The following is a 24,486-nucleotide window of genomic DNA, read 5'->3' as shown; positions in this document are numbered from 1 at the left end:
CTCAGATCACCCCGCCCTGCTTGAGAAGCTGCAATTCCTCGTCCCCGAGGCCGAGTTCACCGATGTAGATCTCCTCGTTGTGCTCGCCGAGCAGTGGGGAGGCGGTGATGTCCACGGGGGAGTCGGAGAGTTTGAGCGGGCTGCCCACGGTGACGTAGGAGCCGCGTTCGGGGTGGGCGACCTCGACGACCATCTCGTTGGCCACGAGTGAGGCGTCCTCGATGATCTCCTTGGTGGACAGGATCGGCCCGCAGGGGATGTTCTCCGCGTTGAGCTGCTCCAGCACCTGCCACTTGGGCAGACCGCTGGTCCATTCCTCGATGAGCTGGAACATCTTGGCGAGCCTCGGCAGCCGGGCCCCCGGTGTGGACCAGCCGGGGTCGTCGGCCAGTTCGGGCCGGCCGATCAGCCGGGTGAGCGGCTTCCAGCCGGCGGGCTGGACGATGACGTAGACGTAGTCGTTGGGGCCGCCGGGCGCGCACTTGACGGCCCAGCCGGGCTGGCCGCCGCCCGAGGCGTTGCCGGAGCGCGGGACCTCGTCGCCGAAGTCCTCGTTGGGGTACTCGGCGAGCGGACCGTGGGCCAGTCGCTGCTGGTCGCGCAGTTTGACCCGGCACAGGTTCAGGACGGCGTGCTGCATGGCCACGTTGACGCGCTGGCCGCGCCCGGTGCGGGTGCGCTGGAGCAGCGCCGCGAGGACGGCGGCGACGGTGTGGACACCGGTGCCCGAGTCGCCGATCTGCGCGCCGGTGGCCAGCGGCGGCCCCTCCTCGAATCCGGTGGTGGCCATGGAGCCGCCCATGGCCTGGGCGACCACCTCGTACGCCTTGAAGTCGGTGTAGGGGCCGTCCCCGAATCCCTTGATGGAGGCGTACACGATCCGCGGGTTGATCTCGCGGATGCGGTCCCAGGTGAAGCCCATGCGGTCGACAGCGCCGGGGCCGAAGTTCTCCACCATGACGTCGGAGCGGCGGATCAGTTCGGTCAGGAGCTGTTTCCCGCGCTCGGTCTTGGTGTTGAGGGTGATGCTGCGCTTGTTGCTGTTGAGCATCGTGAAGTAGAGCGAATCGGCGTCCGGGATGTCCCGCAGCTGGGTGCGGGTGATGTCGCCGGTCGGCGCCTCGAGTTTGACCACGTCGGCGCCGAGCCATGCCATCAACTGGGTCGCCGAGGGACCGGACTGAACGTGCGTCATGTCCAGGACCCGGATGCCTTCGAGAGCCTTGGTCGTCACAGGTCACCTCACTTGTCCGTTGCCTTGAGCCGCCCCGGTGGAGCCGGCGGTGGGCCAGGTTCGGCACATTGCATACAGTCGACGAATACTGTATGAAGATTGTTATCCCGCATCCGTTGGGTGATGTCCAGGGGTCGTGCACCACTTTCAGGACAGGAGCCGAATCGTGGACCTGTACGAACACCAGGCACGGCAACTCTTCGAAGAACACGGCATCTTGGTGCCGCGCGCCGCGGTCACCGACTCTCCCGGCCGGGCCCGCGGGATCGCCCGCGAACTCGGCGGCCGGGCCGTCGTCAAGGCCCAGGTCAAGACCGGCGGCCGCGGCAAGGCGGGCGGAGTACGGCTCGCCGAGAACCCCGCCGCCGCCGAACGGGCGGCCCGCGAGATGCTCGCCATGACCATCAAGGGCCACCCGGTCCGCTCCGTCATGCTCGCCCGACCCGTCGACATCGAGGCCGAGTTCTACGTCTCCTACGTCCTCGACCGCGCGGCCGGCCGCTTCCTCGCGATCGCCTCCGCCGAGGGCGGCACCGAGATCGAGGAGGTGGCCGCGGCCCGGCCGGAGGCGGTGACACGCGTCCCCGTCGATCCCGCGGAGGGCGTCACGCCCCGCAAGGCGACCGAGATCGTCCGGGCCGCCGGACTGCCGCCGCGGACCGCCGACGTCCTCGTACGGCTCTGGGAGGTGCTCACCCGCGAGGACGCCCTCCTCGTCGAGGTGAACCCCCTCGTCCGCACCGCCCAGGGACAGATCCTCGCCCTGGACGGCAAGGTCACGCTGGACGACAACGCCCGCTTCCGCCAGGCGCGTCGGGCGGAGCGGGAGACCGCCCCCGACGACCCGCTGGAGGCCGCTGCCGCCGCCAAGGGCCTCACCTACGTGAAGCTGGACGGCGAGGTCGGGGTCATCGGCAACGGCGCCGGCCTCGTGATGTCGACGCTCGACGTGGTCGCCGGCAGTGGCGCCCGCCCCGCCAACTTCCTCGACATCGGCGGTGGGGCCTCCGCCCGGGTCATGTCCGACGGACTGTCCGTCGTCCTGTCCGACCCCGGCGTCACCTCCGTCCTCGTCAACGTCTTCGGCGGCATCACCGCCTGCGACGCGGTCGCCGACGGCATCGTGGCCGCCCTGGACGCCGTACGGCCGACCAAGCCGATCGTGGTCCGCCTCGACGGCAACAACGCGGCCCGGGGCCGCGCCGTCCTCGGCGAGCGGGCGCACCCCCTGGTGCACCAGGCCGCCACCATGGACGAGGCCGCCCGCCTCGCCGCCCGACTGGCCCACCTCAGCTGAAGGAGCGGGACATGGCCGTCTTTCTCACCAAGCAGTCCAAGGTCCTCGTCCAGGGCATGACCGGAGCCGAGGGCATGCGGCACACCCGGCGCATGCTCGCCGCGGGCACGGACGTCGTCGGCGGCGTCAATCCGCGCAAGGCTGGGCTGACCGTCGCGTTCGACGTCCCCGGTGCCGAGGGCCGGGTCGGCATCCCGAGGACCGTCCCCGTCTTCGGTTCGGTGCGCGAGGGGATCGAGGCGACCGGCGCCGACGTCAGCGTCGTGTTCGTGCCGCCCGCCTTCGCCCGCGCGGCCGTGCTGGAGGCCGCCGACGCCGGGATCGCGCTCGTCGTCGTCATCACCGAGGGCATCCCCGTCCACGACTCCGTCGCCTTCAACGCCCACGCCGCCGCCACCGGTACCCGTGTCATCGGCCCCAACTGCCCCGGCCTCATCACCCCGGGACAGGCGAACGCGGGCATCATCCCCGCCGACATCACCGGGCCCGGACCCATCGGCCTGGTCTCCAAGTCCGGCACCCTCACCTATCAACTCATGCACGAACTGCGGGACATCGGCTTCTCGACCTGCGTGGGCATCGGCGGGGACCCCGTCGCCGGCACCTCGCACATCGACTGCCTGGCCGCCTTCGAGCAGGACCCCGACACCGAACTGATCGTCCTCATCGGGGAGATCGGCGGCGACGCCGAGGAACGGGCGGCGGCGTACGTACGCGACCACGTCACCAAGCCGGTCGTCGGCTACGTCGCGGGATTCACCGCCCCCGAGGGCCGGACGATGGGCCACGCCGGAGCCATCGTCTCCGGCTCCTCGGGCACCGCCCGGGCCAAGAAGAAGGCCCTGGAGGAGGCGGGAGTACGGGTTGGCGAGACCCCGACGGAGACGGCGCGCCTGGTCCTGGAACGGCTGGCGGAACGGACGGTCCCGCGGAACGGCGTCCGCCGGTGACAGGGGTGGCTCCCGGAGGGCGCCGTCGTACCTTCGATGCTGGTGGCGTACGCCGATGCGCCTGGTGTACGCCGATGGTCTGTACGTGCCTCAACGCCGTGTGCGCACGCCGATGGTCTGTACGTGCCTCAACGCCGTGTGCGCACGCCGATGTTCTGTACGCACACCGATGCTCCGCGCGTACCCCGATGTTCCGTGCGCTCGTGACGGCGCATGACGGCACACGACTGCACATGACGCTTTGTAGACGTGACGGCTTGTCCATGTGACGACTGTTCGCGCCGGACCGAGCGGCCTGCCGCCCGGCAGGATCCGGGCTCCCCGCCCCCGACCGTGCACCGAGAGCGGAGACACGCATGACGACGATCCCCGATCCCACTCCTGGCGCTCCCTCGTCTCGCCAGGGCCCCCTGGTCCTCAAGTCCGGCACGTCGTGGACCGACGCCTGGCGGCGCTGCCTCGCCGTCGCCCCCGAGGCGTTCCGCGACGACCGGGTGCTCAACCTCTGGGACTCCGGCTGGCGGGCGGACGGCCGGGTCCTGCCCGCGACCAGCCCCGTCGACGGCCGTCCGATCGCCGGACCGCCACGGCTCGACGGCGCCACCGCGAAGGCGGCCGTCCGCGCCGCGCTCGACCGGCACCGGGCCTGGCGTCACGTGCCCCTGCCCGAGCGCCGGGCCCGCGTAGCCGCGACCCTCGACGCCCTGACCGAACACCGGGAGCTGCTCGCCCTCCTCCTTGTCTGGGAGATTGGCAAGCCGTGGCGGTCGGCCCTGGCCGACGTGGACCGCGCGATCGACGGCGTGCGCTGGTACGTCGACGGCATCGAACCCATGCTGGACGGCCGGACCCCGCTCGACGGGCCGGTCTCCGACATCGCCAGCTGGAACTACCCGATGAGCGTCCTCGTCCACGCGATGCTGGTCCAGGCGCTCGCGGGCAACGCGGTCGTCGCCAAGACCCCGACCGACGGCGGGGTCGCCTGTCTCACCCTGGCCTGCGCGCTCGCCGTACGCGAGGGCGTCCCGTTCACCCTGCTCAGCGGCAGCGGGCGCGAGCTTTCGGAGGCGCTCGTGCGCGCGCCCGAGATCGGCTGCGTCTCCTTCGTCGGCGGCCGGGACACCGGGGCCGCCGTGGCCACCGCGGTCGCCGACCTCGGCAAACGCCATGTCCTCGAACAGGAGGGGCTCAACACCTGGGGGATCTGGAACTTCACGGACTGGAACGCGCTGACGGCGGTCGTCCCCAAGCTGTTCGACTACGGCAAGCAGCGCTGCACCGCCTACCCGCGCTTCGTCGTCCAGCGCGCCCTGTTCGACGAGTTCCTCGCCGCGTACCTGCCGTCCGTCCGCACCCTGCGCACGGGGCATCCGCTCGCCGTCGAGCGGCCCGGCGACCCCTATCCGTCGCTGGACTTCGGGCCGGTCATCAACGCGGCCAAGGCCAAGGACCTGCGCGACCAGGTGGCCGAGGCCGTCGACCGGGGCGCGGTCCCGCTGTACCGCGGCAGGGCGTCCGACGCGCGCTTCCTGCCCGGCCAGGACACGACGGCGTACGTCCAGCCCGTGACCCTCCTCAACCCGCCGCCCTCGTCCCCGCTGCACCACGCCGAACCCTTCGGACCGGTCGACACCGTCGTCCTGGTCGACACCGAGGCCGAACTGCTCGCCGCGATGAACGCCTCGAACGGCGCGCTGGTCGCCACGCTTTCCACGGACGACGAGGAGACGTACGCCCGGCTGGCCCCGCAGATCCGGGCGTTCAAGACCGGCCACGGCAGGCCCCGCTCGCGGGGTGACCGCGACGAACTCTTCGGCGGCTTCGGAGCCTCGTGGCGCGGGGCGTTCGTGGGCGGCGAGCTCCTGGTGCGCGCGGTGACGCGGGGCCCGGCGGGGGAGCGGCTGCCGGGGAACTTCCCGGAGTACCACTTGATGCCGTGAGGTGGGGCGAGGCGGTGAACCGGGTCCTGGGCCGTGGGTCGCCCATGGTGGTGGGTCGGCCTTGGCCGGTGCGCCGTCCCGATGCCCTGGGTCGGCCCGAGGCGGTGAACCGAGCCGAGGCCGAGCGTCGGCCCGAGGCGGTGAACCGGCCCGAGGCGGTGAACCGGCCGCCCGATGGCGTCCACCGGTCACGTTTCAGCCGATGCCCTGCCGGTCCGGGCGGAGGGCGAAGGCGCGGTCCGAGGGCTCGGGTACCGAGCGTTCCACCGCCTCGACCAGCAGCGCCCGGTGCCGGAGCAACGGCTCGCGCCGGTCGGCGGGCGCGATCTCGGCGAGGTCGTCGAGCCCCGCGACGAGCCGCCGGGTGACCTGTGGCGTGCCCACCGCGCAGCCGCGGATCTCGGCGAACCCGAGGTCCACCAGCTCCGTCCACCCCGGTACGGGCTGCACCAGCCGTACGGTCCCGCTCCGGTCGCGGTGGAGCGCCGTGTCGAGGGGCCGGCCGGCGACGGCGGCCAGGAACTGCACGATCCGGTCGATCGCCTGCACGGCCGTGGTCGGGTCGTTCACCGCGGCCGACAGCGCCCGCAGCCCGATGTCGGCCAGCTGCCGCAGCCCGAACGCGAAGTCCTGGTGGAAGGTGCGCTCCACCCCGACGGACACGGTGTAGCTGAGCGACCGCCCCGCCGGTGCGGGGCCTCCGTGTACGGCGAACAGCGGTGTGCCCGGGACGACGAAGTCCCCGATACGAGGGATCAGCCGCAGCACCACGCCCTCCTGCCGTGCCGCCCGCACCAGCCGGGAGATGTTCACGTCCCGCAGGACACCGGCCCGCCCGTGGTGGGCGACCCGGGCGGTCTCGGGTCCGAGCGCCTCCTCCTCGCCGGTCGAGCGGCCCACGGGCATACGCGCGATCACCTTGAACGCCTCCCGGGTGATCCGGTCGATGACGTGGCTGATGCGCATGAGCCGCAGGGTCTGGTTCACGTACAGCACGAAGAGAAGGAGGCTCAGCCCGAGCATCGTGAGCGTCAGGACCGATTGGATCAGCGGGATCGAGGTGACGTACCGCGCCTCGGCCTGTCCCTCGTACGAGGTCAGGACCAGCAGCGACAGCAGGAACGTGGCGAGGAAGACGGCGAAGGTGGCCTTGGTGATCCGGCTCCGTACGAAGATCCGCACCACGCGCGGACTGAACTGCCCGCTCGCCATCTGGACGGCGACCAGCGAGATGCTGAAGACGACGCCGATGAAGGTCATCATCGCCGAGCTGACGACGGTCACGACGGCCTTCGCGTCGTCGGCCAGCCGGAGCATGTCGTCGAGGGTGTCGAAGTCGCGCGCGTCGTGCAGCGCCTCGACGATCGCGGTGTCGATCCCTGTCGCCACCGCCCACACCACGAAGACCAGCACCATGGCCGCGGTGGGCGCGAACCAGAACGTGTCCCGCAGGTGCTCCCGCCACGGCGACAGCGCCCGGGGCCGCCGCCCTTCCCGCAGACCACTGGTAGTCATCCAGTCACCCATGGTGAGACTGTAGGCGCACCCCCACCAGGCTCCGCGGACCCGCTCCGAGGGCCCGGATATGCAGGTCGACAGACACCTTGTCCGGGTGGCGGAATGGCAGACGCGCTAGCTTGAGGTGCTAGTGCCCTTTATCGGGCGTGGGGGTTCAAGTCCCCCCTCGGACACTCGAAACACTCGCTGTAGCGAGCCGCAGATGAGGGCCGCGACCACATGGTCGCGGCCCTCATCTGCGTCTTCGTGACCGAGGAGGGGAAGCCGAATGAGTCCGGAACTGAGTCGGCTCGCCGGGCTCCTGTGCGGGCCCGCGGCGCTGGAGCGCTCCTGGGACTGGGAGGCCGTCGAAGCCGAGCTGGGCACGACGCTCCCGACGGACTACCGGGAGCTCGTCGAAGCCTTCGGCGGCGGACTCCTGGACGAGTACCTGCTCCTGCTGGAGCCAGGCTGTCCCCATGACGTCTACGACCTGGTCAAGATCAGCGCCGAACGCGAAGAGGCGAACGACTCGCTGTGGCAGTTCGAGGACAGGCCGACGGAAATGGAATCCGGGGGCAACCGCCTGATCTGCTGGGCGACCACCGACAACGGCGAGTACCTGTACTGGCTCGTCCAGCCGGGCGACAACCCCGACTCCCGGCCCACCTTGATCAACAGTGAGTCGGGAGAGGACTGGGAGCGCTACGACATGACCGTGACCCGGTTCCTCACCGCGGTGCTCACCGGTGAGGTCCGATCGGAGATTCTGTGGGACCGGCTTCCGCTGCCCGCGCATGAATTCCGCCCTGCTCGGGAGATGTGACGAGCTCAGGCCACGTACATGCACAAAGAGGACCTCGGCCTGACGGCCGTGGTCCTCTTTGTTCGGTGCGGCTGTTCGCGGCCGAAGGGTGCCTTGGGCGTGCCGGCCGTCGGCGCCCCTCTCGCGCCGCGGGCGGCGGCCGGTGGTCTACCGGCCGCCGCCCGGCGGGGGGAATGCGCGCTCACGGGTAGGAGGGGCGCCGCCTCAGTGGGACGTGCCGCTCGCGACCCACTTGCTCCACGGCATGTTCCAGTCGCTCAGGCCGTTGTCCGCGGCCACCGTGGCCTTGTCCGCCGAGTTCTTGACGACCACGACGTCGCCGATCATGGAGTTGTTGAAGAACCACGCTGCGGGCTGCGTGGGGTCGCCGGCGTTCCGGACGTCCTTCAGGCCGACGCAGCCGTGACTCGTGTTGACCTTGCCGAAGACCGAGTCGGCGCCCCAGTAGTTGCCGTGGATGAACGTGCCCGAGTCGGTCAGGCGCATCGCGTGCGGCACGGCCTTGAGGTCGTACGAGGGCTTGCCGTCCTTCTCCGTGAGGCCGACCGTCGCGCCGTTCATGTGGACGTGCCGGAACTTCTCGGAGATGACCATCCGGCCGTTGTACGTCGGGTGCTCGGCACTGCCGGACGAGATCGGGATGGTCTTGATCTTCTTGCCGTCCCGGACGACCGTCATCTGCTTCGTCTTGGCGTCGACGGTGCTGATCTGGCTCCGGCCGATCTTGAACGAGACCGTCTTCTGGACGCCGTCGACGGTCATCTTGACGGTGACCGTGGAGCCGGGCTTCCAGTAGTGCTCGGGCCGGAAGTCCAGACGGCTGCCGTTGAGCCAGTGGCCGACGACCTGCTGGCCGCTGCTGGAGCTGACCTGGATCTTCGACGCCACCGCGGCCTTGTCGGCGACCGTCCTGCCGAAGGTGAAGCTCACCGGCATGCCCACGCCGACGGTCGAGCCGTTCTCGGGGGCGAGGTGTCCGAGGAAGTCGTTGGCCGGGGACACTGTGGAGATCGTGGCGTTCTCCGTGGCCGCGCGGCCCTTCGCATCCTCGGCCTCCGCGGTCATCTGGTACCTGGTGGCGCGCTGGAGCGGACCGTTCGGCTGCCAGGACGTGCCGTCCGCGGACAGGGTGCCCGGGATCTCGGTGCCGGTCGCGACGGCGGTCATGGTCACCTTGGTGAGCCGGCCGTCGCTGACGGTGACACCCACGGGGTCGTTCACCCCGACGCCGTGGACCACCTGCCCCGGCGTGAAGGATATTCGGGCCTGGGAGGCCGCGGGGGTGGCCGACGCCTCCGGGGTGGCGGCCTGACCCGACTGCGTCTGCGTCTGCGCCGGTGCCGGGGTCTGCGTCTGCGTCGCCGAAGGAGTCGCGGTGTCGTTGGTCGCCGCGTAGCTGGTGCCGCCGAGCGCCGTCAGCGCCAGTGCGCCGGCCGTCGCCATCAGTCCAGTGCGTCGCTTGCGTGCCGTGATCAAACGCTTCTCCCATACCGCTGGTCGGTGCATCGCCGAACTGATCGCCGAAAGGGGCGGCAATCAGCCACAAGGAAGCATTTTTGCGCATTAGTCCGATTTTATGGAGGGGGTTGTGGCGCGTTTCACGTGATGCGTCCGTGCCGCCGGGGCTCCGCTCCACGGCGGCGGCGCCGTGATCGAACCGGCCGTCCCCCGTGCGCGCGTAGGCATCGGCGAGGGTGCCGGCGAGCGTGTGCGCATATGCCCGAGTACGTTTCCGCGACGTCAAACGTGATGTTGAATACGGAAACAATGTTGACATGAACACTTCCGTAAAGTGATTGCCGGTTGTACCAAATGAGGACCAGCTTTCCCGCTCAGGGAGGTCCTGTGAGACACGTCAGATGGAGATCCGTCCTCCTCGCCTTCGGACTCGCGATGATGTCCGGCCTGGTGCTGACCGGCCCGGCGCGCGCCGCCGGCCCGGCCTACGTCGCACTGGGAGACTCGTACTCGGCCGGTAATGGCGCCGGGAACTACGACAGTTCGAGCGGAGACTGCCACCGCAGCCTCAGTGCCTACCCCTATCTGTGGAAGAACGCCCACGCACCGTCCTCGTTCGCCGATACCTCCTGCTCGGGCGCGGTCACCACCGACGTGACGAACACTCAGCTCGCCCCCCTGAACTCCTCCACCGGACTCGTCTCCCTCACCATCGGCGGCAACGACGCCGGCTTCTCGGATGTCATGACGACGTGCGTGACCGGCTCGGACACCACCTGCGTCAACCGCGTGAACACGGCCGAGGCCTACGCCCGCGACACGCTCCCCGCCCGCCTCGACGCCACCTACGACGCCATCCGCGCCAAGGCGCCCAACGCCAAGGTGGTCGTCCTCGGCTACCCGCACATGTATACGCTCAACGTCTTCTGTGTCGGTCTGAGCGCCACCAAGCACAGCAAGATCGACGAGGCCTCCGACGTCATCGATGGTGTCATCGCCGCACGGGCCGCCGCCCACGGCTTCGTCTTCGGTGACGTCCGCAGCGCGTTCGGCGGACACGAGCTGTGCTCCAGCGACGGCTGGCTGCACTCCCTGGTGGTCTCGCCGAGCTGGGAGTCCTACCACCCCACCGCCACCGGCCACTCCAGTGGCTACTACCCCGTCCTGAACGCCAACAGCTGACCGCCGCCGGGGCGGGCCGACCCGGCTCGCCCCCTGACCGGCCCCGGGCCCGGACGGTGACGACGTCACCCGGGACCCGGGACCTGCCCGCTCTGAGCCGCGCCCTCCGGGCCGGTCACTGATACTGAGAAAATGGGCAGACTCGGACGAAACGTCCCAGTGAGCCGACGGGGCGACCGCGTGCCGCCGAAGGCCGGGCCGCCGGGAGCCGGCCCGGAGGAACGCCATCGTTCGGCCGTGCGGCGCGCGCTGTCGTCGTTCAAGCCGCGCAGCGTCGCCGGGCAGGTCTTCCTGCTGCAGCTCGTCGTCATCCTCGTACTCATCGCCACGGCTCTGGTGGTCCTCGTGTTCCAGGACCGCAACCGCGCCATCCACGAGGCCGGCGACCGGTCGCTGACGGTGGCCGAGACGTTCGCGAACGCCCCGGGCACCGCGGCGGCGATGAAGAGCAAGGACCCCACGGCCGCCCTCCAGCCCCACGCCGAGGTGGTGCGCAAGAAGACCGACGTCGACTACGTCGTCGCTCTGAGCCCGTACGGCTTCCGCTGGACCCACCCCGACCCGGACCAGATCGGGAAGCACGTCTCCAACTCCTACGGCCAGGCGCTCGGCGGCGAACCCCACCAGACCACCTTCGACAGCAGCCTGGGCAAGGCCGTCGACTCGACGGTGGCCGTCTTCGACAGCAAGGGGAACGCCGTCGGCCTCGTCACCGTCGGGGTCACCGTGGACAAGGTGTCGAACGTGGTGCAGCACCAGCTGCCGGTCCTCTTCGCCGCCGGCGGATCCGCGCTGCTCCTGGCCGCTGGGGGATCGGCCCTGGTCAGCGGGCGTCTACGGCGCCAGACCCGGGGTCTCGGGCCCGTAGAGATGACCCGCATGTACGAGCACCACGACGCGGTGCTGCACGCGGTCCGCGAAGGCGTGCTCATCCTGGACGGCGACGGACGGCTGCTGCTGGTCAACGACGAGGCACGGCGGCTGCTCGCCCTGCCGCCGGAGGCCGAGGGCCGCCCGGTCGCCGCACTCGGGCTGAACCCGGACCTGGCCGCGCTGCTGGTGTCGGGCCGCGCGGCCACGGACCAGGTGTTCCTCGCCGGGGACATCCTGCTCGCGGTCAACGTGCGGCCGGTCGGGCCGAAGGAGGGCAGCGTCGCCACCCTGCGCGACACCACGGAGCTGCGCGCCCTCGCGGGCCGGGCGGACGTGGCCGGCGGGCGCCTGCGACTGCTCTACGACGCCAGCACCCGGATCGGCACCACCCTCGACGTGAAGCGCACCGCCGAGGAGCTGACCGAGGTGGCCGTCCCGCGCTTCGCCGACTACGCCACCGTCGAGCTGGTGGAACACGTCCTGCACGGCGGTGAACCGACCGGGGCCACCACGGACATGCGCCGCATCGCCGCCGCGGGCATCCGGGACGACGTGCCCCTCCACCCCGCGGGGACCCTGGTGAGCTACGTGCCCGGCAACCCCGTGACCATCGGCATGACCACCGGCCGGCCGGTCCTGGTGGAGCACCTCGCCGACGCGGACGGCTGGCGGGCCCAGGACCCGGAGCGGGCCCGGGAAGTCATCGAGTTCGGCATCCACTCCATGATCTCGGTGCCGCTCCAGGCCCGGGGACAGCTGCTGGGGGTCGTGGAGTTCTGGCGTTCGGACCAGGACCCCTTCGAGTCGGACGACCTGTCCCCGGCCGAGGAGCTCGCGGCCCGGGCGGCCGTGTGCATCGACAACGCGCGCCGCTACACCCGCGAGCACACCACCGCCGTCACCCTCCAGCGCAGCCTGCTGCCCGGCGTGCTCCCCGAGCTGTCGGCCCTGGAGGTCGGCCACCGCTATCTGCCCGCCCAGGCGGGGGTGGGCGGCGACTGGTACGACGTCATCCCGCTGCCCGGTGCCCGGGTGGCGCTGGTGGTCGGCGACGTCGTCGGACACGGTCTGCACGCCGCCGCGACGATGGGCCGCCTCAGGACCGCGGTGCACAACTTCGCCGCGCTCGACCTGCCCCCGGACGAGCTCCTCGCACACCTGGACGACCTGATCGCCCGGATCGACCAGGACGCGGCGGCCGAGGGCGACACCGAGGCCATCACCGGCGCCACCTGCCTGTACGCCGTCTACGACCCGGTCTCCGGGTGGTGCGTCTTCGCCCGGGCCGGTCATCCCGGACCGGCACTGGTCCTGCCCGACGGCTCCGTGACCTTCCCCGACATCCCGGTCGCCCCGCCGCTCGGCGTGGGAGGCGGCCTGCCGGTCGAGACGGTCTCACTGCGGCTGCCCGCCGACAGCCGGCTGGTCCTCTACACCGACGGCCTGGTCGAGGCCCGCGGCCGGGACATCGACGTCGGGCTCGGCATGCTGAAGGACGCGCTCGCCCACACGGAGGGCGCCACGCCGGAGGACACCTGCCGGACGGTGCTCGACGCGATGCTGCGCACCCGGTCCAGCGACGACGTCGCCCTGCTCGTCGCCCGTACCCGGCTGCTCGACCCGGAGCAGGTCGCGGAGTGGGACGTGCCCGACGACCCCGCGGCCGTCCCCCGGATCCGTGCCGAGGCCACCCGCAGGCTGGAGGCCTGGGGGCTCGGCGAGACCGCCTTCACCACCGAGCTGATCCTCAGCGAGCTGGTCACGAACGCCATCCGGTACGGCGGGACTCCCATCAGTCTGCGGCTGCTGCGCGACCGCGACAGCCTGATCTGCGAGGTCGCCGACGGCACCAGCACCTCCCCGCACCTGCGCCGCGCGACCCTCACCGACGAGGGGGGCCGCGGTCTCTTCCTCGTGGCGCAGATGTCCCGCCGCTGGGGGACCCGGTACACCGACCGGGGCAAGATCATCTGGGCCGAGCAGGCGCTCGACGGCTCGGCCGCCGGGGACCTGGGCGCCCTGCTGATGGCTGACCTGTGAGGCGGGACGGCCCGCCGCCGGTGGACGTATGCGCCCCGCTCGGACTCAGGAGCCCTGCTCGACCGTGAAGTACGGGATCTTGGCCGGATCCTGGCCGAAGGCGGCCCCGAGGTAGACCGCCGACAGCTTGGTGAGCGTCCCGTCGTCGATCAGCTGCTTGATGACCCGGTCCAGCTCCTTCCTGTTGGCCGACCCCTTCGGGTACAGGGCGCCGTACCCCTGGTCGGTCCTGTACTGGCCCACGAGGCGGACCCTGCCCTCGCGCTTCTGGGGGTACGCCAGCAGGATCGTCGTGTCGTGGACGACGGCGTCGATCCGGCCCTTCTCCAGGGCCGTGACCATATCCGGGTCGTTGGGGTAGGAGGTGACGGGCTTGTTCGGTTTGAGGCGGTTCTTCACGAACTCCTCGCCCGTGGTGCCCTCGGCCACGCCGATCCGGACGTCGCGGATGTTGCTTCCGTCGATCTTCTCGCCGTCCCTGATCAGCACCCCGAGGGTCGAGGAGAGGTACGGAGGGGAGAACTCGGCGACCTTGCTCCGTTCCGGGGTGATCGTGATCTGCGCGAGGGCCAGGTCGAAGTCCTTGGTCTTCCCGGACACCACCTCCGGGAAGGGTGCGTTCTCCACCTTCACCCGGTCGAGCCCCGACCGGTACGCGATGTTCGCGGCCATGCAGTACTCGTAGCCGCTCTTGATGGACGCGGGGGTGTCCCCGCCGTTCCACCAGCCGGGTGCGGGCAGGGTCGTCTTGACCGTGAGGGCGCCCGCCGTCAGGGGCGACAGGTGGAACTCCCCGCGGTGTCCCGAGATCGGGCACTCGCCGTAGTTGGCCTTCGGGGACTTCGACCCGCCCTGGTCGCAAGCCGATGCCGTGACGATGAGCGCCACGCAGGCAGCCAGAGAGGCCATCGCTGCCGCGGCGCGCATCATTGCACCTCCGGTAGGGGCAAACTCCTTGAGTCACCATAAAACACCCCGAGCCGTACGACTGCCGGAGCCACGGGCGCGGAGCGCCGTGATCTGGGCGGATGGGTGCGTGGTCCGGGCCGGTGCCGGTCTTCCGGGTGTACGAGGATCGGCCGGGGCGTGCGTCCCGCCCGGCCGTGTGCCGGTCACCCTCGCGCCCGGTCGGCGTCCGCTGTCGGCGTCGCCGGCTGAGTGGTGTCCGGTGCGGCTGCGACCGCGACCGCCGGGCCGGGGCCCTGGACAGCCGGCGGCCCCGGCCCGAGAATACCGACGACTCCATACCGTATGCACTAGCGCGCTCATGCATCCCCGTCCGGAGGCGCGGCGCCGTGGGCGTCCGCCCTGATCCGCGGGACGTGCCTGATGGGGCGCCGTCCGGGCATGCTCATCGGTGCGGCCGGGGCCGCGGTGTCGCTCCCGTGGCCCCGCCCGCGCGTCCGTGACCCTGTTGACCGGTTCTTCCGATACCGACCGGAGTGAGGTAGCCCGCCATGTCGACGTCAGCACCCCGATCCGCCCCGTCCGCCGACCGTCTTCCCGGTGAGGGAAGCGTCATAGACCGGCTCGTGGAGGCCAATCGCGCGTACGCGGCGGGGTTCGTGGACACCGGTAGGGACGCCCGGCCGGTCCAGCGGGTCGCCGTCGTCGCCTGTATGGACGCCCGGATCGACCTCCATGCCGCGCTCGGGCTCCGGTTGGGCGACTGTCACACCGTGCGCAACGCGGGCGGTGTCGTCACCGACGACACCATCCGCTCCCTGACGATCAGTCAGCGCGCTCTGGGGACGCGCAGCGTCATACTCATCCATCACACCGGCTGCGGTCTGCAGAGCATCACCGAGGAGTTCCGGCACGAGCTGGAGATGGAGGTGGGGCAGCGGCCGGCCTGGGCGGTCGAGGCGTTCCGTGACGTCGACCAGGACGTGCGGCAGTCGATGCAGCGGGTGCGTACCTCCCCGTTCCTGCCGCACACCGACGACGTCCGCGGCTTCGTCTTCGACGTCACGACCGGGCTGCTGCGGGAGATCGACCCGCTGACCTGAGGCGTCCCGTCCCGTTCCCGCGCCGCCGGGTCGAGCCCCTGCCCGGCGGCACGAAGGTGGTCTCCGCGGGCCGACGGTGCGAAGGCGGTCCGCGGGGGCCGGTGCCGTCAACTCGGTCTCCGTGGAACGGTTTCGGCATCTCTCTGGTGCACTGCGTGAGCGAGCTGCATACTGTATGCAGTCTTCAGGAAAGCCGTTCGCGAAGAGGGGGGCACCCCGTGTCCTGTCGCACCGCTCTCTCCACCGTCCTGGCCGAGACCGTCGCGCCCGCCGCCCGACGGGCCGCCGCGGAGGGCAGGTTCCCCCGGGAGTCCGTTTCGGCACTGGGTCGCGCGGGCGTGCTCGGGCTCACCGTCGCCCGCGAGGCCGGCGGTGCCGGGTTCGGACTGCCCGAGGCCGCCGATGTGGTCGCGCGGACCGCGCGCGTCTGCCCGGCCACCGCCGCCGTGCTCACGTCCCACTTCGCCGCGGTCGCCGCCATCGAGTCCTGCGGTGGTTCCTGGGTGCGCGAGGAGATCGCCGCCGGACGGCATCTCGTCGGCCTCGCCCTCCACGAGGAGGTGCCCGCCGGGCGCGCGGAGGAGGACGCGTACGAGAGGTCACGCTCGGTCGCGACCCGCTTCGCCGACGTGGTCGCCCTGCGGGGCCGCAAGCGGCGGGTGGTCGCCGCGGGGGAGGCGGACAGCTATCTCTGGTCCTCGCGAACGCTCGCCGGGGCGGAGGGTCTCACCCTGTGGGTCGTGCCGGCGCAGGCCTCGGAACTCCTGGTCCCGGCCCGGGCGGCCGGGGGCGGGCCGAGAGGCAGCGGAACCTCCACCCTGTGCGCGGATCCCGTGCTCGTTCCCGCCGACGTGATGCTCGGGCGGGACGGCGGAGGGCGCGACCTGCTGGCGGCCCTCGTGCGCCCCTGGCTGCGGGAACTGGGGACGGCTGCGCGTGGCGCACCCCCCGGACCCGGCGCCGAGGGTCCCCGGCCGGGGGACGGTCTCCTGCGATCCGCCCCCGCCGCGTGACCGGGCTGACCCCGCGCGGGAACCGTCCCCCGCGGGAAGCCTCCCGGCCGGCCGTGCTTCGGTCAGGCCTGGTTCGCACCGGAGGCGAGCTGCCTGGCGTAGAAGCCGGTGGTGCGCTCGGTGTGCTTGCGCATGACCTCGCCGGCGCGGTCCGGGTCGCCCTTGGCGATGGCCCTGATCAGCTGGGCGTGTTCGTTCCACGCCTCCTTGCCGCGGGGCCGCGCGATCGGCGTGTAGTACCAGCGCACCTTCTGGCCGACGCCCGCGATCAGTTCGGCCAGTACGGCGTTGGCGGCGACGGAGGTGATGAAGGTGTGCAGCGCGGTGTTCGCCGCGACCAGTCGCTCGTTGTCGCTCGCCGCGAGGGCGTCGACGCCCTCCTGGTGCAGCTCCCAGAGCCTCTCGACGTCCTCGGGCTTCGCGTTCTTCGCGGCGAGCTGGGCCGAGTAGGTCTCCAGGACCGCGCGGACGCCCAGGAGTTGGCCGGCCTCCTCCTCGGTGGGGGAGTGGACGAAGGCCCCCTGGGCGGGGCGCAGATCGACCCAGCCGTCGGTCTGGAGCCGTTGCAGTGCCTCGCGCACCGGCTGCCGGCTGACCCCGAGGTGCTCGGCGAGCTCGGCCTCGACGAGGTGCTGGCCGGGCTTGAGGGTGCCGCTGACGATCAGCTCGGTCAGGGCGTCGTACACCGCCTGCCGCAGCGGCGCCGGGCGGGTGACGCGCCGGGTCGCGGCGGCCGTGAGTGCCTCGCGCATGGGAGCCCCGTTCCGCCACCGGTCCCCGCGGGGCCGGCGGCTCTGCCAAGAGGTGACCGCCGAGAGCGTCGCCGACGGCCGCGTCAGGATACAGGTTTTCGTATGCAGGACACCGGGCCGCCGGGAGGTGATCCCGGGGTCTGCCGGGGTGTGCCGCCCCCTCGCAGGTTGTCGGGGGTGGGCACCCGAGGTCGATTCCCTTCCGGGCGAGGGGAGTTGATTCGGATTGAGTTCTGTATACAGAAGCCTGTATGGGGTAGTCTCGGTCTCTACGAGCAACGCCGGGGACCCGCGTCAGGGAAGGCGGAGCGATCATGACGGTCGGCGTGGACGACGGGAGTGTCGAGGGCGTGGTGCGCCGGGCGGCGGCCGCCCACCGGGATCAGCGCGGTGCGCTTCTGCCCGTACTCCACTGCGTGCAGGCGGAGTTGGGCTGTGTGCCGCAGGAGGCGATCGCCGTGCTCGCCGACGAGTTCAACCTCTCCCGGGCCGACGTCCATGGAGTGGTGACCTTCTACCACGACTTCCGCCGGGAGCCCGCGGGCCGCACCCTCGTTCGCATCTGCAGAGCCGAGGCCTGCCAGGCGCTCGGCGCCGAGCGGCTGGTGGCCTGTGCCCGCGAGGCCGGACTGGCCCCCGGGGAGACCCGCGCGGACGGCGCCGTCACCGTCGAGCAGGTCTTCTGCCTCGGCAACTGCGCCCTGGGCCCCTCGGTGGAGGCGGGCGGACGGCTGTACGGACGCGTCGACCCGGCCCGGCTCGGCGCGCTCATCGACGGGAGGACCTCATCATGAGCGGCAAGGACGCGGCACCCCCCGCCGTCACCGTCTACGTCCCCCGCGACTCGGCGGCCCGGTCCGTCGGCGCGGACGAGGTCGCGGACGCCCTGCGACGGGCCGCCGTACAGGGGGACTTCCGCCTCGACGTCGTACGCAACGGATCGCGCGGCCTGCTCTGGCTCGAGCCCCTCGTCGAGGTGGTGACCCCGCACGGACGCGTCGGATACGGGCCCGTGGCCCCCTCCGACGTCGAGGACCTGCTCGCCTCCGGCATGCTCGACGGCGCCGGCCATCCGCTGCGGCTCGGCGTGGTGGACCGGATCCCCTGGCTCGCCCGGCAGAACCGGGTCACCTTCGCCCGGGTCGGCGTCACCGACCCGCTGTCCCCGGACGACTACGTGGCGCACGGCGGACTCGCCGGGCTGCGCGCCGCGCTGGAGCGGCCGCCCGCGGACGTCGTCGCCGAGGTCACCGCGTCCGGGCTGCGCGGCCGGGGCGGCGCCGGATTCCCGGCCGGCGTCAAATGGAAGACCGTCCTGGACTGCGCGGACGGCCCGAAGTTCGTCTGCTGCAACGCCGACGAGGGCGACAGCGGCACCTTCGCCGACCGCATGGTCATGGAGGGCGACCCGTTCCTGCTCATCGAGGGCATGACCATCGCCGCGCACGCGGTCGGCGCGAGCGAGGGCTACCTCTACATCCGCTCGGAGTACCCGGACGCGGTCGCCACCATGAGGGCCGCGATCGCCGCCGCCCGCGAGCGCGGCTGGCTCGGCGACGGCGTCCTCGGCTCCTCGCTCGACTTCGACCTGCACGTCCGGGTCGGCGGCGGCGCGTACATCTGCGGCGAGGAGACCTCCATGCTGGAGAGCCTGGAGGGCAAGCGCGGCACGGTCCGCGCCAAACCCCCGATCCCCGCCGTCGAGGGCCTGTTCGGCAGACCCACCGTGGTCAACAACGTGCTCACCCTCGCCACGGTCCCCTACGTGCTGGCGTCCGGCGCGCAGGCGTACGCCGACCTCGGGGTGGGTCGCTCGCGCGGCACCCAGGTCTTCCAGCTCGGCGGCAACATCGCCCGCGGCGGCATCGTCGAGACCGCGTTCGGGGTGACCCTGCGCGAACTGGTCGAGGACTACGGCGGCGGCACGCTCTCCGGCCGCCCGGTGCGCACCGCACAGGTCGGCGGACCGCTCGGCGCCTATCTCCCGCCGTCCATGTTCGACCTGCCGATGGACTACGAGGCCTTCGCCGAGGCCGGAGCGATGGTCGGCCACGGAGGCGTCGTCGTCTTCGACGAGACCGTCGACATGGCCGCCCAGGCCCGCTTCGCGATGGAGTTCTGCGCGGCCGAGTCCTGCGGCAAGTGCACGCCGTGCAGGGTCGGTTCGGTGCGCGGCGTCGAGGTCATCGACAGGATCGTGGCCGGCCGGGACCGGGACGAGAACCTCGCGCTGCTGGAAGACCTGTGCGACCTGATGACCGACGGTTCGCTGTGCGCGATGGGCGGGCTGACCCCGATGCCCGTGCGCAGCGCCCTCACCCACTTCCCTGACGACTTCCTCGACCGCGGCTCCGACACCGGGGCGAACGCCCTTCGGACCGGCGGCGCGAGGGGGGAGGGCACCGCATGACACTGCTCAAGGAACCCGACTTCGGAACCCCGGAACGCCCCGGCGAGGCCACGGTCTCGGTGGAGGTCGACGGGCTGGCGGTGACCGTCCCCGAGGGCACCTCGGTGATGCGCGCCGCCGCGCTCGCCGGCGTCGACATCCCCAAGCTGTGCGCCACCGACAGCCTGGAGCCGTTCGGCTCCTGCCGGCTGTGCGTCGTGGAGATCGACGGACGGCGGGGCACCCCGGCCTCCTGCACCACCCCGGTGGCGGACGGGATGTCCGTGCGGACCCAGACCCCGAAGGTGGAGAAGCTCCGCCAGGGCGTCATGGAGCTGTACATCTCCGACCACCCGCTCGACTGCCTCACCTGCCCCGCCAACGGCGACTGCGAACTCCAGGACATGGCCGGCGTGGTGGGCCTGCGCCAGGTGCGCTACGGCTACGAGGGCGAGAACCACCTGGACGCGGAGAAGGACACGTCCAACCCGTACTTCGACTTCGACCCCGCCAAGTGCATCGCCTGCTCCCGCTGCGTGCGCGCCTGCGGCGAGGTCCAGGGCACCTTCGCCCTCACCATCGAGGGCCGCGGCTTCGACTCCAAGGTCTCGCCCGGCGCCGCGGAGACGTTCATGGACTCCGAGTGCGTCTCCTGCGGGGCCTGCGTCCAGGCCTGCCCGACCTCCACCCTCCAGGAGAAGTCGGTGGTCCAACTCGGCATGCCGACCCGGTCCGTGGTCACCACCTGCGCCTACTGCGGGGTCGGCTGCTCGTTCAAGGCCGAGCTGCGCGGCGACGAACTCGTCCGCATGGTGCCGTACAAGGACGGCGGCGCCAACGAGGGCCACTCGTGCGTGAAGGGCCGCTTCGCCTTCGGCTACGCCTCCCACCCCGACCGGGTGCTGAAGCCGATGGTCCGCGACGCGATCACCGACCCCTGGCGCGAGGTCGGCTGGGACGAGGCCATCGGCACGGTCGCCCGCCGTCTGCGGGACATCCAGCGCCGGCACGGGCCGGACGCGATCGGCGCGATCTCCTCGTCGCGGTGCACCAACGAAGAGGTGTACGTCGTCCAGAAGATGGTCCGCGCCGCGTTCGGCAACAACAACGTGGACACCTGCGCCCGGGTCTGCCACTCGCCGACGGGATACGGACTCAAGCAGACCTTCGGCGAGTCGGCCGGAACCCAGGACTTCCGCTCTGTGGCCGAGGCCGACGTCATCATGGTGATCGGCGCCAACCCCACCGACGGGCACCCGGTGTTCGCCTCCCGGATGAAGCGGCGGCTGCGCGAGGGCGCGAGGCTCATCGTCGTCGACCCGCGCCGCATCGACCTGGTGCGCTCCCCGCACATCGAGGCCGCGCACCATCTCCAGCTGCGGCCCAGCACCAATGTCGCCGTCGTCAACGCCATGGCCCATGTGGTCGTCAGCGAGGGGCTGGTCGACCGGGCCTTCGTGGACGGCCGGTGCGAAGGGTTCGACGACTGGGCGGAGTTCGTCGCCCGGCCCGAGAACAGCCCGGAGGCCACCGAGCCGATCAGCGGGGTCCCCGCCGCCGAACTCCGGGCCGCCGCACGGCTGTACGCGACCGCGCCCAACGGCGCCATCTACTACGGCCTCGGCGTCACCGAGCACAGCCAGGGCTCGACCATGGTGATGGGCATGGCCAACCTCGCGATGGCCTGCGGCAACATCGGCCGCGACGGCGTCGGGGTCAACCCCCTGCGCGGGCAGAACAACGTCCAGGGCTCCTGCGACATGGGCTCCTTCCCGCACGAACTGCCCGGCTACCGGCACGTGTCCGACGACGCCGTCCGCGAGGTGTTCGAGCGGCTGTGGGGCGGCACGCTGCTCGCCGAACCCGGTCTGCGCATCCCCAACATGTTCGACGCCGCGATCGACGGGACGTTCCGGGGCCTGTTCGTGCACGGCGAGGACATCGCGCAGTCCGACCCCAACCTCCAGCACGTCACCGCCGCGCTCGAAGCCATGGAACTCGTCGTCGTACAGGACCTGTTCCTCAACGAGACCGCCAGGTTCGCGCACGTCTTCCTGCCCGGCGCCTCCTTCCTGGAGAAGGACGGCACCTTCACCAACGCCGAACGCCGGATCAACCGGGTGCGCGCGGTGATGAAGCCGAGGACGGGCCGCCACGAGTGGCAGATCGTCTGCGACATCGCCACCGCCATGGGCTACCCGATGGCGTACGACCACCCGTCCGCGATCATGGACGAGATCGCCGCGGTGACCCCGACGTTCACCGGGGTGTCCTTCGGCCTGCTCGACAAACTGGGCAGCGTGCAGTGGCCGTGCAACGCCACCGCCCCCGAGGGGACCCCGGTCATGCACGTCGACGAATTCGTGCGCGGCAAGGGCCGGTTCGTCGTCACCGCCTATGTGCCGACCAACGAGCGCAGCACCCGGCGCTTCCCGCTGGTGCTCACCACCGGGCGCATCCTCAGCCAGTACAACGTCGGCGCGCAGACCCGGCGCACCGGCAACGTCGCCTGGCATCCCGAGGACGTCCTGGAACTGCATCCGCACGACGCCGAGGTCCGCGGCATCACCGACGGGTCGCTGGTGACCCTGGCCAGCCGGGTCGGGCGGACGACGCTGCGGGCGGAGATCTCCGACCGGATGCCGGCCGGCGTCGTCTACACCACGTTCCACCATCCCGTGACCGGCGCAAACGTGGTGACCACCGAGAACTCGGACTGGGCGACCAACTGCCCCGAGTACAAGGTGACCGCCGTCCAGGTCGGCCTCGCGCGTCCGCTCGGACACGGGGACGGGGACGGCATGGGGGGACGGGCCGGGGACGGCGCGGCGGAACGGGCCGGGGACGGGACACGGGAGCCGGCCGGCGGCGCGTCGGGGCCGGCAGTCGGCGCAGCTGAGCCCGCAGCCGGCCCGCCCGAGCCCGCCGCCGGCGACGTCCTCACGGCGGTGGACTGAGATGACGACGACCGGGCCGCCCGAGCGCCGGATGGCCAACGACATCGCCGTGAACCTCGGTCATCTGCCCGGGGAGTCGGCCGCCGAGGCCGTGGCGGGACACATCGGCCGCTTCTGGGACCCCCGCATGCGCTCCCGGCTCCTGGCCCACGCCGAGGAGAACCCCGAGGGGCTGCACCCGCTGGTGATCGCCGCCGTACGGCTCCTGAGGGCCTCCCGGACGAGGGAGAACGGGCCGCGGACGGCCGGAGGAACAACCGTGACGACAGCATCCGCCCAAGGAGGATCCCGGACATGACCGCCCCCTCGACCCAGGAGACCGCGGCGAACGCCGACACCCGGACCGAGCTCACCGACGGCTACCACCTGGTCGTCGACGCGCTGAGGATGAACGACGTCGACACGATCTACGGGGTGGTCGGCATCCCGATCACCGACCTGGCCCGGCTCGCGCAGGCGCGCGGGATCCGCTACATCGGCTTCCGGCACGAGAGCAACGCGGGCCACGCGGCGGCGGCCGCCGGGTTCCTCACCAAGAAGCCGGGCATCTGTCTGACCGTGTCGGCGCCCGGGTTCCTCAACGGCCTGGTCGCCCTGGCCAACGCCACCACCAACTGCTTCCCCATGGTGCAGATCTCCGGCTCCAGCGAGCGCCATCTGGTCGACCTCCGACAGGGCGACTACGAGGAGATGGACCAGCTCGCCGCCGCGCAGCCGTTCTGCAAGGCCGCCTACCGGGTGAGCCGTGTCGAGGACATCGGCCGGGGCATCGCCCGCGCGCTGCGCACCGCCGTCTCCGGACGCCCCGGCGGGGTGTACCTGGACATCCCCGCCGCGGTGCTCGGCTCGGTCATGGACGCGGAGGCCGGCACGCGGACCCTGAGCCGTCTCGTCGACCCGGCGCCGCGCCAGTTCCCCGGGCCCGAGGCGGTGGACCGCGCGATCGAGCTGCTCGCGGGCGCCGAACGGCCGCTGCTGGTGCTCGGCAAGGGCGCCGCGTACGCGCGGGCCGACGACCGCGTCCGCGAGTTCGTGGAGTCCACCGGCATCCCGTTCGTGCCGATGTCGATGGCCAAGGGCCTGCTGCCCGACGACCATCCGCAGTCGGCGGCCACCGCCCGCTCGCTCGCCCTGAAGCGGGCCGATGTCGTCATGCTCGTCGGCGCACGCCTCAACTGGCTGCTGAACCACGGCGAGGCACCGCAGTGGAACCCGGACGCCACGTTCGTCCACGTCGACATCGAGGCCCGGGAGATGGACAGCAACCAGCCCATCGCGGCCCCGCTCGTCGGGGACATCGAGTCGGTGCTGGAGGCGATCGCCGAGCGCGCCAAGCCCGGCCGTATCTCGGCCCCCGCCGCCTGGCGCGCGGAACTGGGCGCGCGGTCGGCGCAGAACGTGGCGAAGATGGCGGAGCGGCTGAGGGCCGACCCGCACCCCATGCAGTTCATGGGCGCCCTGAAGGCCGTACGCGACGTGGTGCGCGAACACCCGGAGACGTACATCGTCAACGAGGGCGCCAACGCCCTGGACATCGCGCGCAACGTCATCGACATGCACGTACCGAGGCACCGTCTCGACAGCGGCACCTGGGGCGTCATGGGCATCGGCATGGGCTACGCGATCGCCGCCGCCGTCGAGAGCGGCGCCCCCGTCGTCGCCGTGGAGGGCGACAGCGCCTTCGGGTTCAGCGGCATGGAACTGGAGACGATCTGCCGGTACGGGCTGCCCGTCGTCACCGTCGTCCTGAACAACGGCGGTGTCTACCGCGGGGACGACGTCAACCCGCTCGGCGACGCGCCCTCCCCGACCACCCTCATGCTCACGGCCCGCCACGACCGCATGATCGAGGCGTTCGGCGGCAAGGGCTACCGCTCGACGACACCCGCCGAGGTCACCGCGGCCCTCACCGAAGCCCTGGCCTCCGGCGGCCCGGCCCTCATCGACTGCGCCATCGACCCCTCGGCCGGCACCGAGAGCGGCCACATCGCCCATCTGAACCCGAAGGGGATCACTGGCGGGAACATCGGGTCGGGCGGGAGGTGAGGGCGGACCGCCCGCCCGGGGGC

The 24,486-nt window shown here is 71.6% G+C and carries 18 protein-coding genes and 1 tRNA gene; 14 read left to right on the top strand and 5 right to left on the bottom strand.

Features of this window, described 5'->3' with window-relative positions:
• Position 1: 1 nt before the first annotated feature.
• Positions 2 to 1,234, bottom strand: coding sequence for a formyl-CoA transferase (gene frc, locus IO36_RS18775; protein ID WP_037621325.1), 1,233 nt, complete (start codon positions 1,232 to 1,234; stop codon positions 2 to 4).
• A gap of 166 nt (positions 1,235 to 1,400) precedes the next feature.
• Between frc and sucC the strand changes: the two genes are divergently transcribed.
• The 3 genes from sucC to IO36_RS18760 all read left to right on the top strand — a co-directional run bounded on the left by sucC (position 1,401) and on the right by IO36_RS18760 (position 5,421).
• Positions 1,401 to 2,531: an ADP-forming succinate--CoA ligase subunit beta gene (gene sucC, locus IO36_RS18770; RefSeq protein ID WP_037621323.1), complete on the top strand. Its 1,131-nt coding sequence runs from the start codon at positions 1,401 to 1,403 to the stop codon at positions 2,529 to 2,531.
• An 11-nt stretch (positions 2,532 to 2,542) separates the two neighbouring features.
• Positions 2,543 to 3,481, top strand: a complete 939-nt coding sequence (gene sucD, locus IO36_RS18765; RefSeq protein WP_037621319.1) for a succinate--CoA ligase subunit alpha — start codon at positions 2,543 to 2,545, stop codon at positions 3,479 to 3,481.
• Positions 3,482 to 3,837: 356 nt separating this feature from the next.
• Positions 3,838 to 5,421 carry an aldehyde dehydrogenase family protein gene (locus IO36_RS18760; protein WP_051900638.1) on the top strand — a complete coding sequence of 528 codons (1,584 nt, stop codon included), beginning with the start codon at positions 3,838 to 3,840 and terminating at the stop codon, positions 5,419 to 5,421.
• Positions 5,422 to 5,616: 195 nt separating this feature from the next.
• On the opposite strand, the gene IO36_RS18755 is transcribed toward IO36_RS18760, so the two are convergent.
• Positions 5,617 to 6,948: a DUF2254 domain-containing protein gene (locus IO36_RS18755; RefSeq protein ID WP_107065746.1), complete on the bottom strand. Its 1,332-nt coding sequence runs from the start codon at positions 6,946 to 6,948 to the stop codon at positions 5,617 to 5,619.
• Positions 6,949 to 7,027: 79 nt separating this feature from the next.
• On the opposite strand from IO36_RS18755, the gene IO36_RS18750 reads away from it, so the two are divergent.
• Both IO36_RS18750 and IO36_RS18745 read left to right on the top strand, forming a co-directional pair.
• A tRNA-Leu gene (locus IO36_RS18750) sits at positions 7,028 to 7,112 on the top strand.
• A 95-nt stretch (positions 7,113 to 7,207) separates the two neighbouring features.
• A complete protein-coding gene (locus IO36_RS18745) occupies positions 7,208 to 7,744 on the top strand; it encodes an SMI1/KNR4 family protein (RefSeq protein ID WP_037621316.1) in 537 nt (178 codons plus the stop codon).
• Positions 7,745 to 7,948: 204 nt separating this feature from the next.
• On the opposite strand, the gene IO36_RS18740 is transcribed toward IO36_RS18745, so the two are convergent.
• A complete protein-coding gene (locus IO36_RS18740) occupies positions 7,949 to 9,187 on the bottom strand; it encodes a L,D-transpeptidase (protein ID WP_209441228.1) in 1,239 nt (412 codons plus the stop codon).
• A 450-nt stretch (positions 9,188 to 9,637) separates the two neighbouring features.
• Between IO36_RS18740 and IO36_RS18735 the strand changes: the two genes are divergently transcribed.
• Both IO36_RS18735 and IO36_RS18730 read left to right on the top strand, forming a co-directional pair.
• Positions 9,638 to 10,384 carry an SGNH/GDSL hydrolase family protein gene (locus tag IO36_RS18735; RefSeq protein WP_107065745.1) on the top strand — a complete coding sequence of 249 codons (747 nt, stop codon included), beginning with the start codon at positions 9,638 to 9,640 and terminating at the stop codon, positions 10,382 to 10,384.
• A gap of 132 nt (positions 10,385 to 10,516) precedes the next feature.
• Positions 10,517 to 13,297 carry a SpoIIE family protein phosphatase gene (locus tag IO36_RS18730; protein WP_078943293.1) on the top strand — a complete coding sequence of 927 codons (2,781 nt, stop codon included), beginning with the start codon at positions 10,517 to 10,519 and terminating at the stop codon, positions 13,295 to 13,297.
• A 45-nt stretch (positions 13,298 to 13,342) separates the two neighbouring features.
• Here IO36_RS18730 and IO36_RS18725 read toward each other — a convergent pair whose 3' ends face one another.
• A complete protein-coding gene (locus tag IO36_RS18725; protein WP_037621308.1) occupies positions 13,343 to 14,227 on the bottom strand; it encodes an ABC transporter substrate-binding protein in 885 nt (294 codons plus the stop codon).
• A 527-nt stretch (positions 14,228 to 14,754) separates the two neighbouring features.
• Between IO36_RS18725 and IO36_RS18715 the strand changes: the two genes are divergently transcribed.
• Complete coding sequence (locus tag IO36_RS18715) at positions 14,755 to 15,306, top strand: beta-class carbonic anhydrase (RefSeq protein ID WP_037621302.1); 552 nt, start codon at positions 14,755 to 14,757, stop codon at positions 15,304 to 15,306.
• 218 nt (positions 15,307 to 15,524) lie between these two features.
• Positions 15,525 to 16,319 (top strand): acyl-CoA dehydrogenase family protein, encoded by a 795-nt coding sequence (locus tag IO36_RS18710; RefSeq protein ID WP_063764881.1) that lies wholly within the window; start codon positions 15,525 to 15,527, stop codon positions 16,317 to 16,319.
• A 62-nt stretch (positions 16,320 to 16,381) separates the two neighbouring features.
• On the opposite strand, the gene IO36_RS18705 is transcribed toward IO36_RS18710, so the two are convergent.
• Positions 16,382 to 17,071, bottom strand: coding sequence for a GntR family transcriptional regulator (locus IO36_RS18705; RefSeq protein ID WP_037621300.1), 690 nt, complete (start codon positions 17,069 to 17,071; stop codon positions 16,382 to 16,384).
• A gap of 314 nt (positions 17,072 to 17,385) precedes the next feature.
• Between IO36_RS18705 and IO36_RS18700 the strand changes: the two genes are divergently transcribed.
• From IO36_RS18700 to oxc, 5 genes are read left to right on the top strand one after another with little or no spacing between them, the layout of a single operon-like run.
• The gene (locus IO36_RS18700) at positions 17,386 to 17,865 is read left to right on the top strand and encodes an NAD(P)H-dependent oxidoreductase subunit E (protein WP_037621297.1); all 480 of its coding nucleotides are present in this window, start codon (positions 17,386 to 17,388) and stop codon (positions 17,863 to 17,865) included.
• Positions 17,862 to 19,481, top strand: a complete 1,620-nt coding sequence (locus IO36_RS18695; RefSeq protein WP_051900635.1) for a formate dehydrogenase beta subunit — start codon at positions 17,862 to 17,864, stop codon at positions 19,479 to 19,481. The genes IO36_RS18700 and IO36_RS18695 overlap by 4 nt, the downstream gene beginning before the upstream one ends.
• Positions 19,478 to 22,417 carry a formate dehydrogenase subunit alpha gene (gene fdhF / locus IO36_RS18690; protein WP_245173339.1) on the top strand — a complete coding sequence of 980 codons (2,940 nt, stop codon included), beginning with the start codon at positions 19,478 to 19,480 and terminating at the stop codon, positions 22,415 to 22,417. Before IO36_RS18695 ends, fdhF begins: the two co-directional genes overlap by 4 nt.
• Before the next feature lies 1 nt (position 22,418).
• Positions 22,419 to 22,715 (top strand): formate dehydrogenase subunit delta, encoded by a 297-nt coding sequence (locus IO36_RS18685; RefSeq protein WP_245173338.1) that lies wholly within the window; start codon positions 22,419 to 22,421, stop codon positions 22,713 to 22,715.
• Entirely contained in the window at positions 22,712 to 24,463 is a 1,752-nt protein-coding gene (gene oxc / locus IO36_RS18680) for an oxalyl-CoA decarboxylase (protein ID WP_037621294.1), read from the top strand. Before IO36_RS18685 ends, oxc begins: the two co-directional genes overlap by 4 nt.
• Positions 24,464 to 24,486 lie beyond the last annotated feature (23 nt).

Source organism: Streptomyces aureus, from assembly GCF_000725495.1.
Lineage (GTDB): Bacteria > Actinomycetota > Actinomycetes > Streptomycetales > Streptomycetaceae > Streptomyces > Streptomyces aureus_B.
The sequence above is the reverse complement of the archived record's forward strand: the minus strand, read 5'-3'. Positions and strand labels throughout refer to the sequence as shown.

What these genes read in the sequence shown, in the direction of transcription:
- IO36_RS18695 (WP_051900635.1), top strand. Translation starts at nt 17,862, where the DNA reads ATGAGCGGCAAGGACGCGGCACCCCCCGCCGTCACCGTCTACGTCCCC.
- IO36_RS18715 (WP_037621302.1), top strand. Translation starts at nt 14,755, where the DNA reads ATGTCGACGTCAGCACCCCGATCCGCCCCGTCCGCCGACCGTCTTCCC.
- IO36_RS18705 (WP_037621300.1), bottom strand. Translation starts at nt 17,071, where the DNA reads ATGCGCGAGGCACTCACGGCCGCCGCGACCCGGCGCGTCACCCGCCCG.
- IO36_RS18700 (WP_037621297.1), top strand. Translation starts at nt 17,386, where the DNA reads ATGACGGTCGGCGTGGACGACGGGAGTGTCGAGGGCGTGGTGCGCCGG.
- IO36_RS18745 (WP_037621316.1), top strand. Translation starts at nt 7,208, where the DNA reads ATGAGTCCGGAACTGAGTCGGCTCGCCGGGCTCCTGTGCGGGCCCGCG.
- IO36_RS18730 (WP_078943293.1), top strand. Translation starts at nt 10,517, where the DNA reads ATGGGCAGACTCGGACGAAACGTCCCAGTGAGCCGACGGGGCGACCGC.
- IO36_RS18760 (WP_051900638.1), top strand. Translation starts at nt 3,838, where the DNA reads ATGACGACGATCCCCGATCCCACTCCTGGCGCTCCCTCGTCTCGCCAG.
- IO36_RS18740 (WP_209441228.1), bottom strand. Translation starts at nt 9,187, where the DNA reads ATGGCGACGGCCGGCGCACTGGCGCTGACGGCGCTCGGCGGCACCAGC.
- IO36_RS18755 (WP_107065746.1), bottom strand. Translation starts at nt 6,948, where the DNA reads ATGGGTGACTGGATGACTACCAGTGGTCTGCGGGAAGGGCGGCGGCCC.
- oxc (WP_037621294.1), top strand. Translation starts at nt 22,712, where the DNA reads ATGACCGCCCCCTCGACCCAGGAGACCGCGGCGAACGCCGACACCCGG.
- IO36_RS18725 (WP_037621308.1), bottom strand. Translation starts at nt 14,227, where the DNA reads ATGATGCGCGCCGCGGCAGCGATGGCCTCTCTGGCTGCCTGCGTGGCG.
- sucD (WP_037621319.1), top strand. Translation starts at nt 2,543, where the DNA reads ATGGCCGTCTTTCTCACCAAGCAGTCCAAGGTCCTCGTCCAGGGCATG.
- IO36_RS18735 (WP_107065745.1), top strand. Translation starts at nt 9,638, where the DNA reads ATGATGTCCGGCCTGGTGCTGACCGGCCCGGCGCGCGCCGCCGGCCCG.
- fdhF (WP_245173339.1), top strand. Translation starts at nt 19,478, where the DNA reads ATGACACTGCTCAAGGAACCCGACTTCGGAACCCCGGAACGCCCCGGC.
- IO36_RS18685 (WP_245173338.1), top strand. Translation starts at nt 22,419, where the DNA reads ATGACGACGACCGGGCCGCCCGAGCGCCGGATGGCCAACGACATCGCC.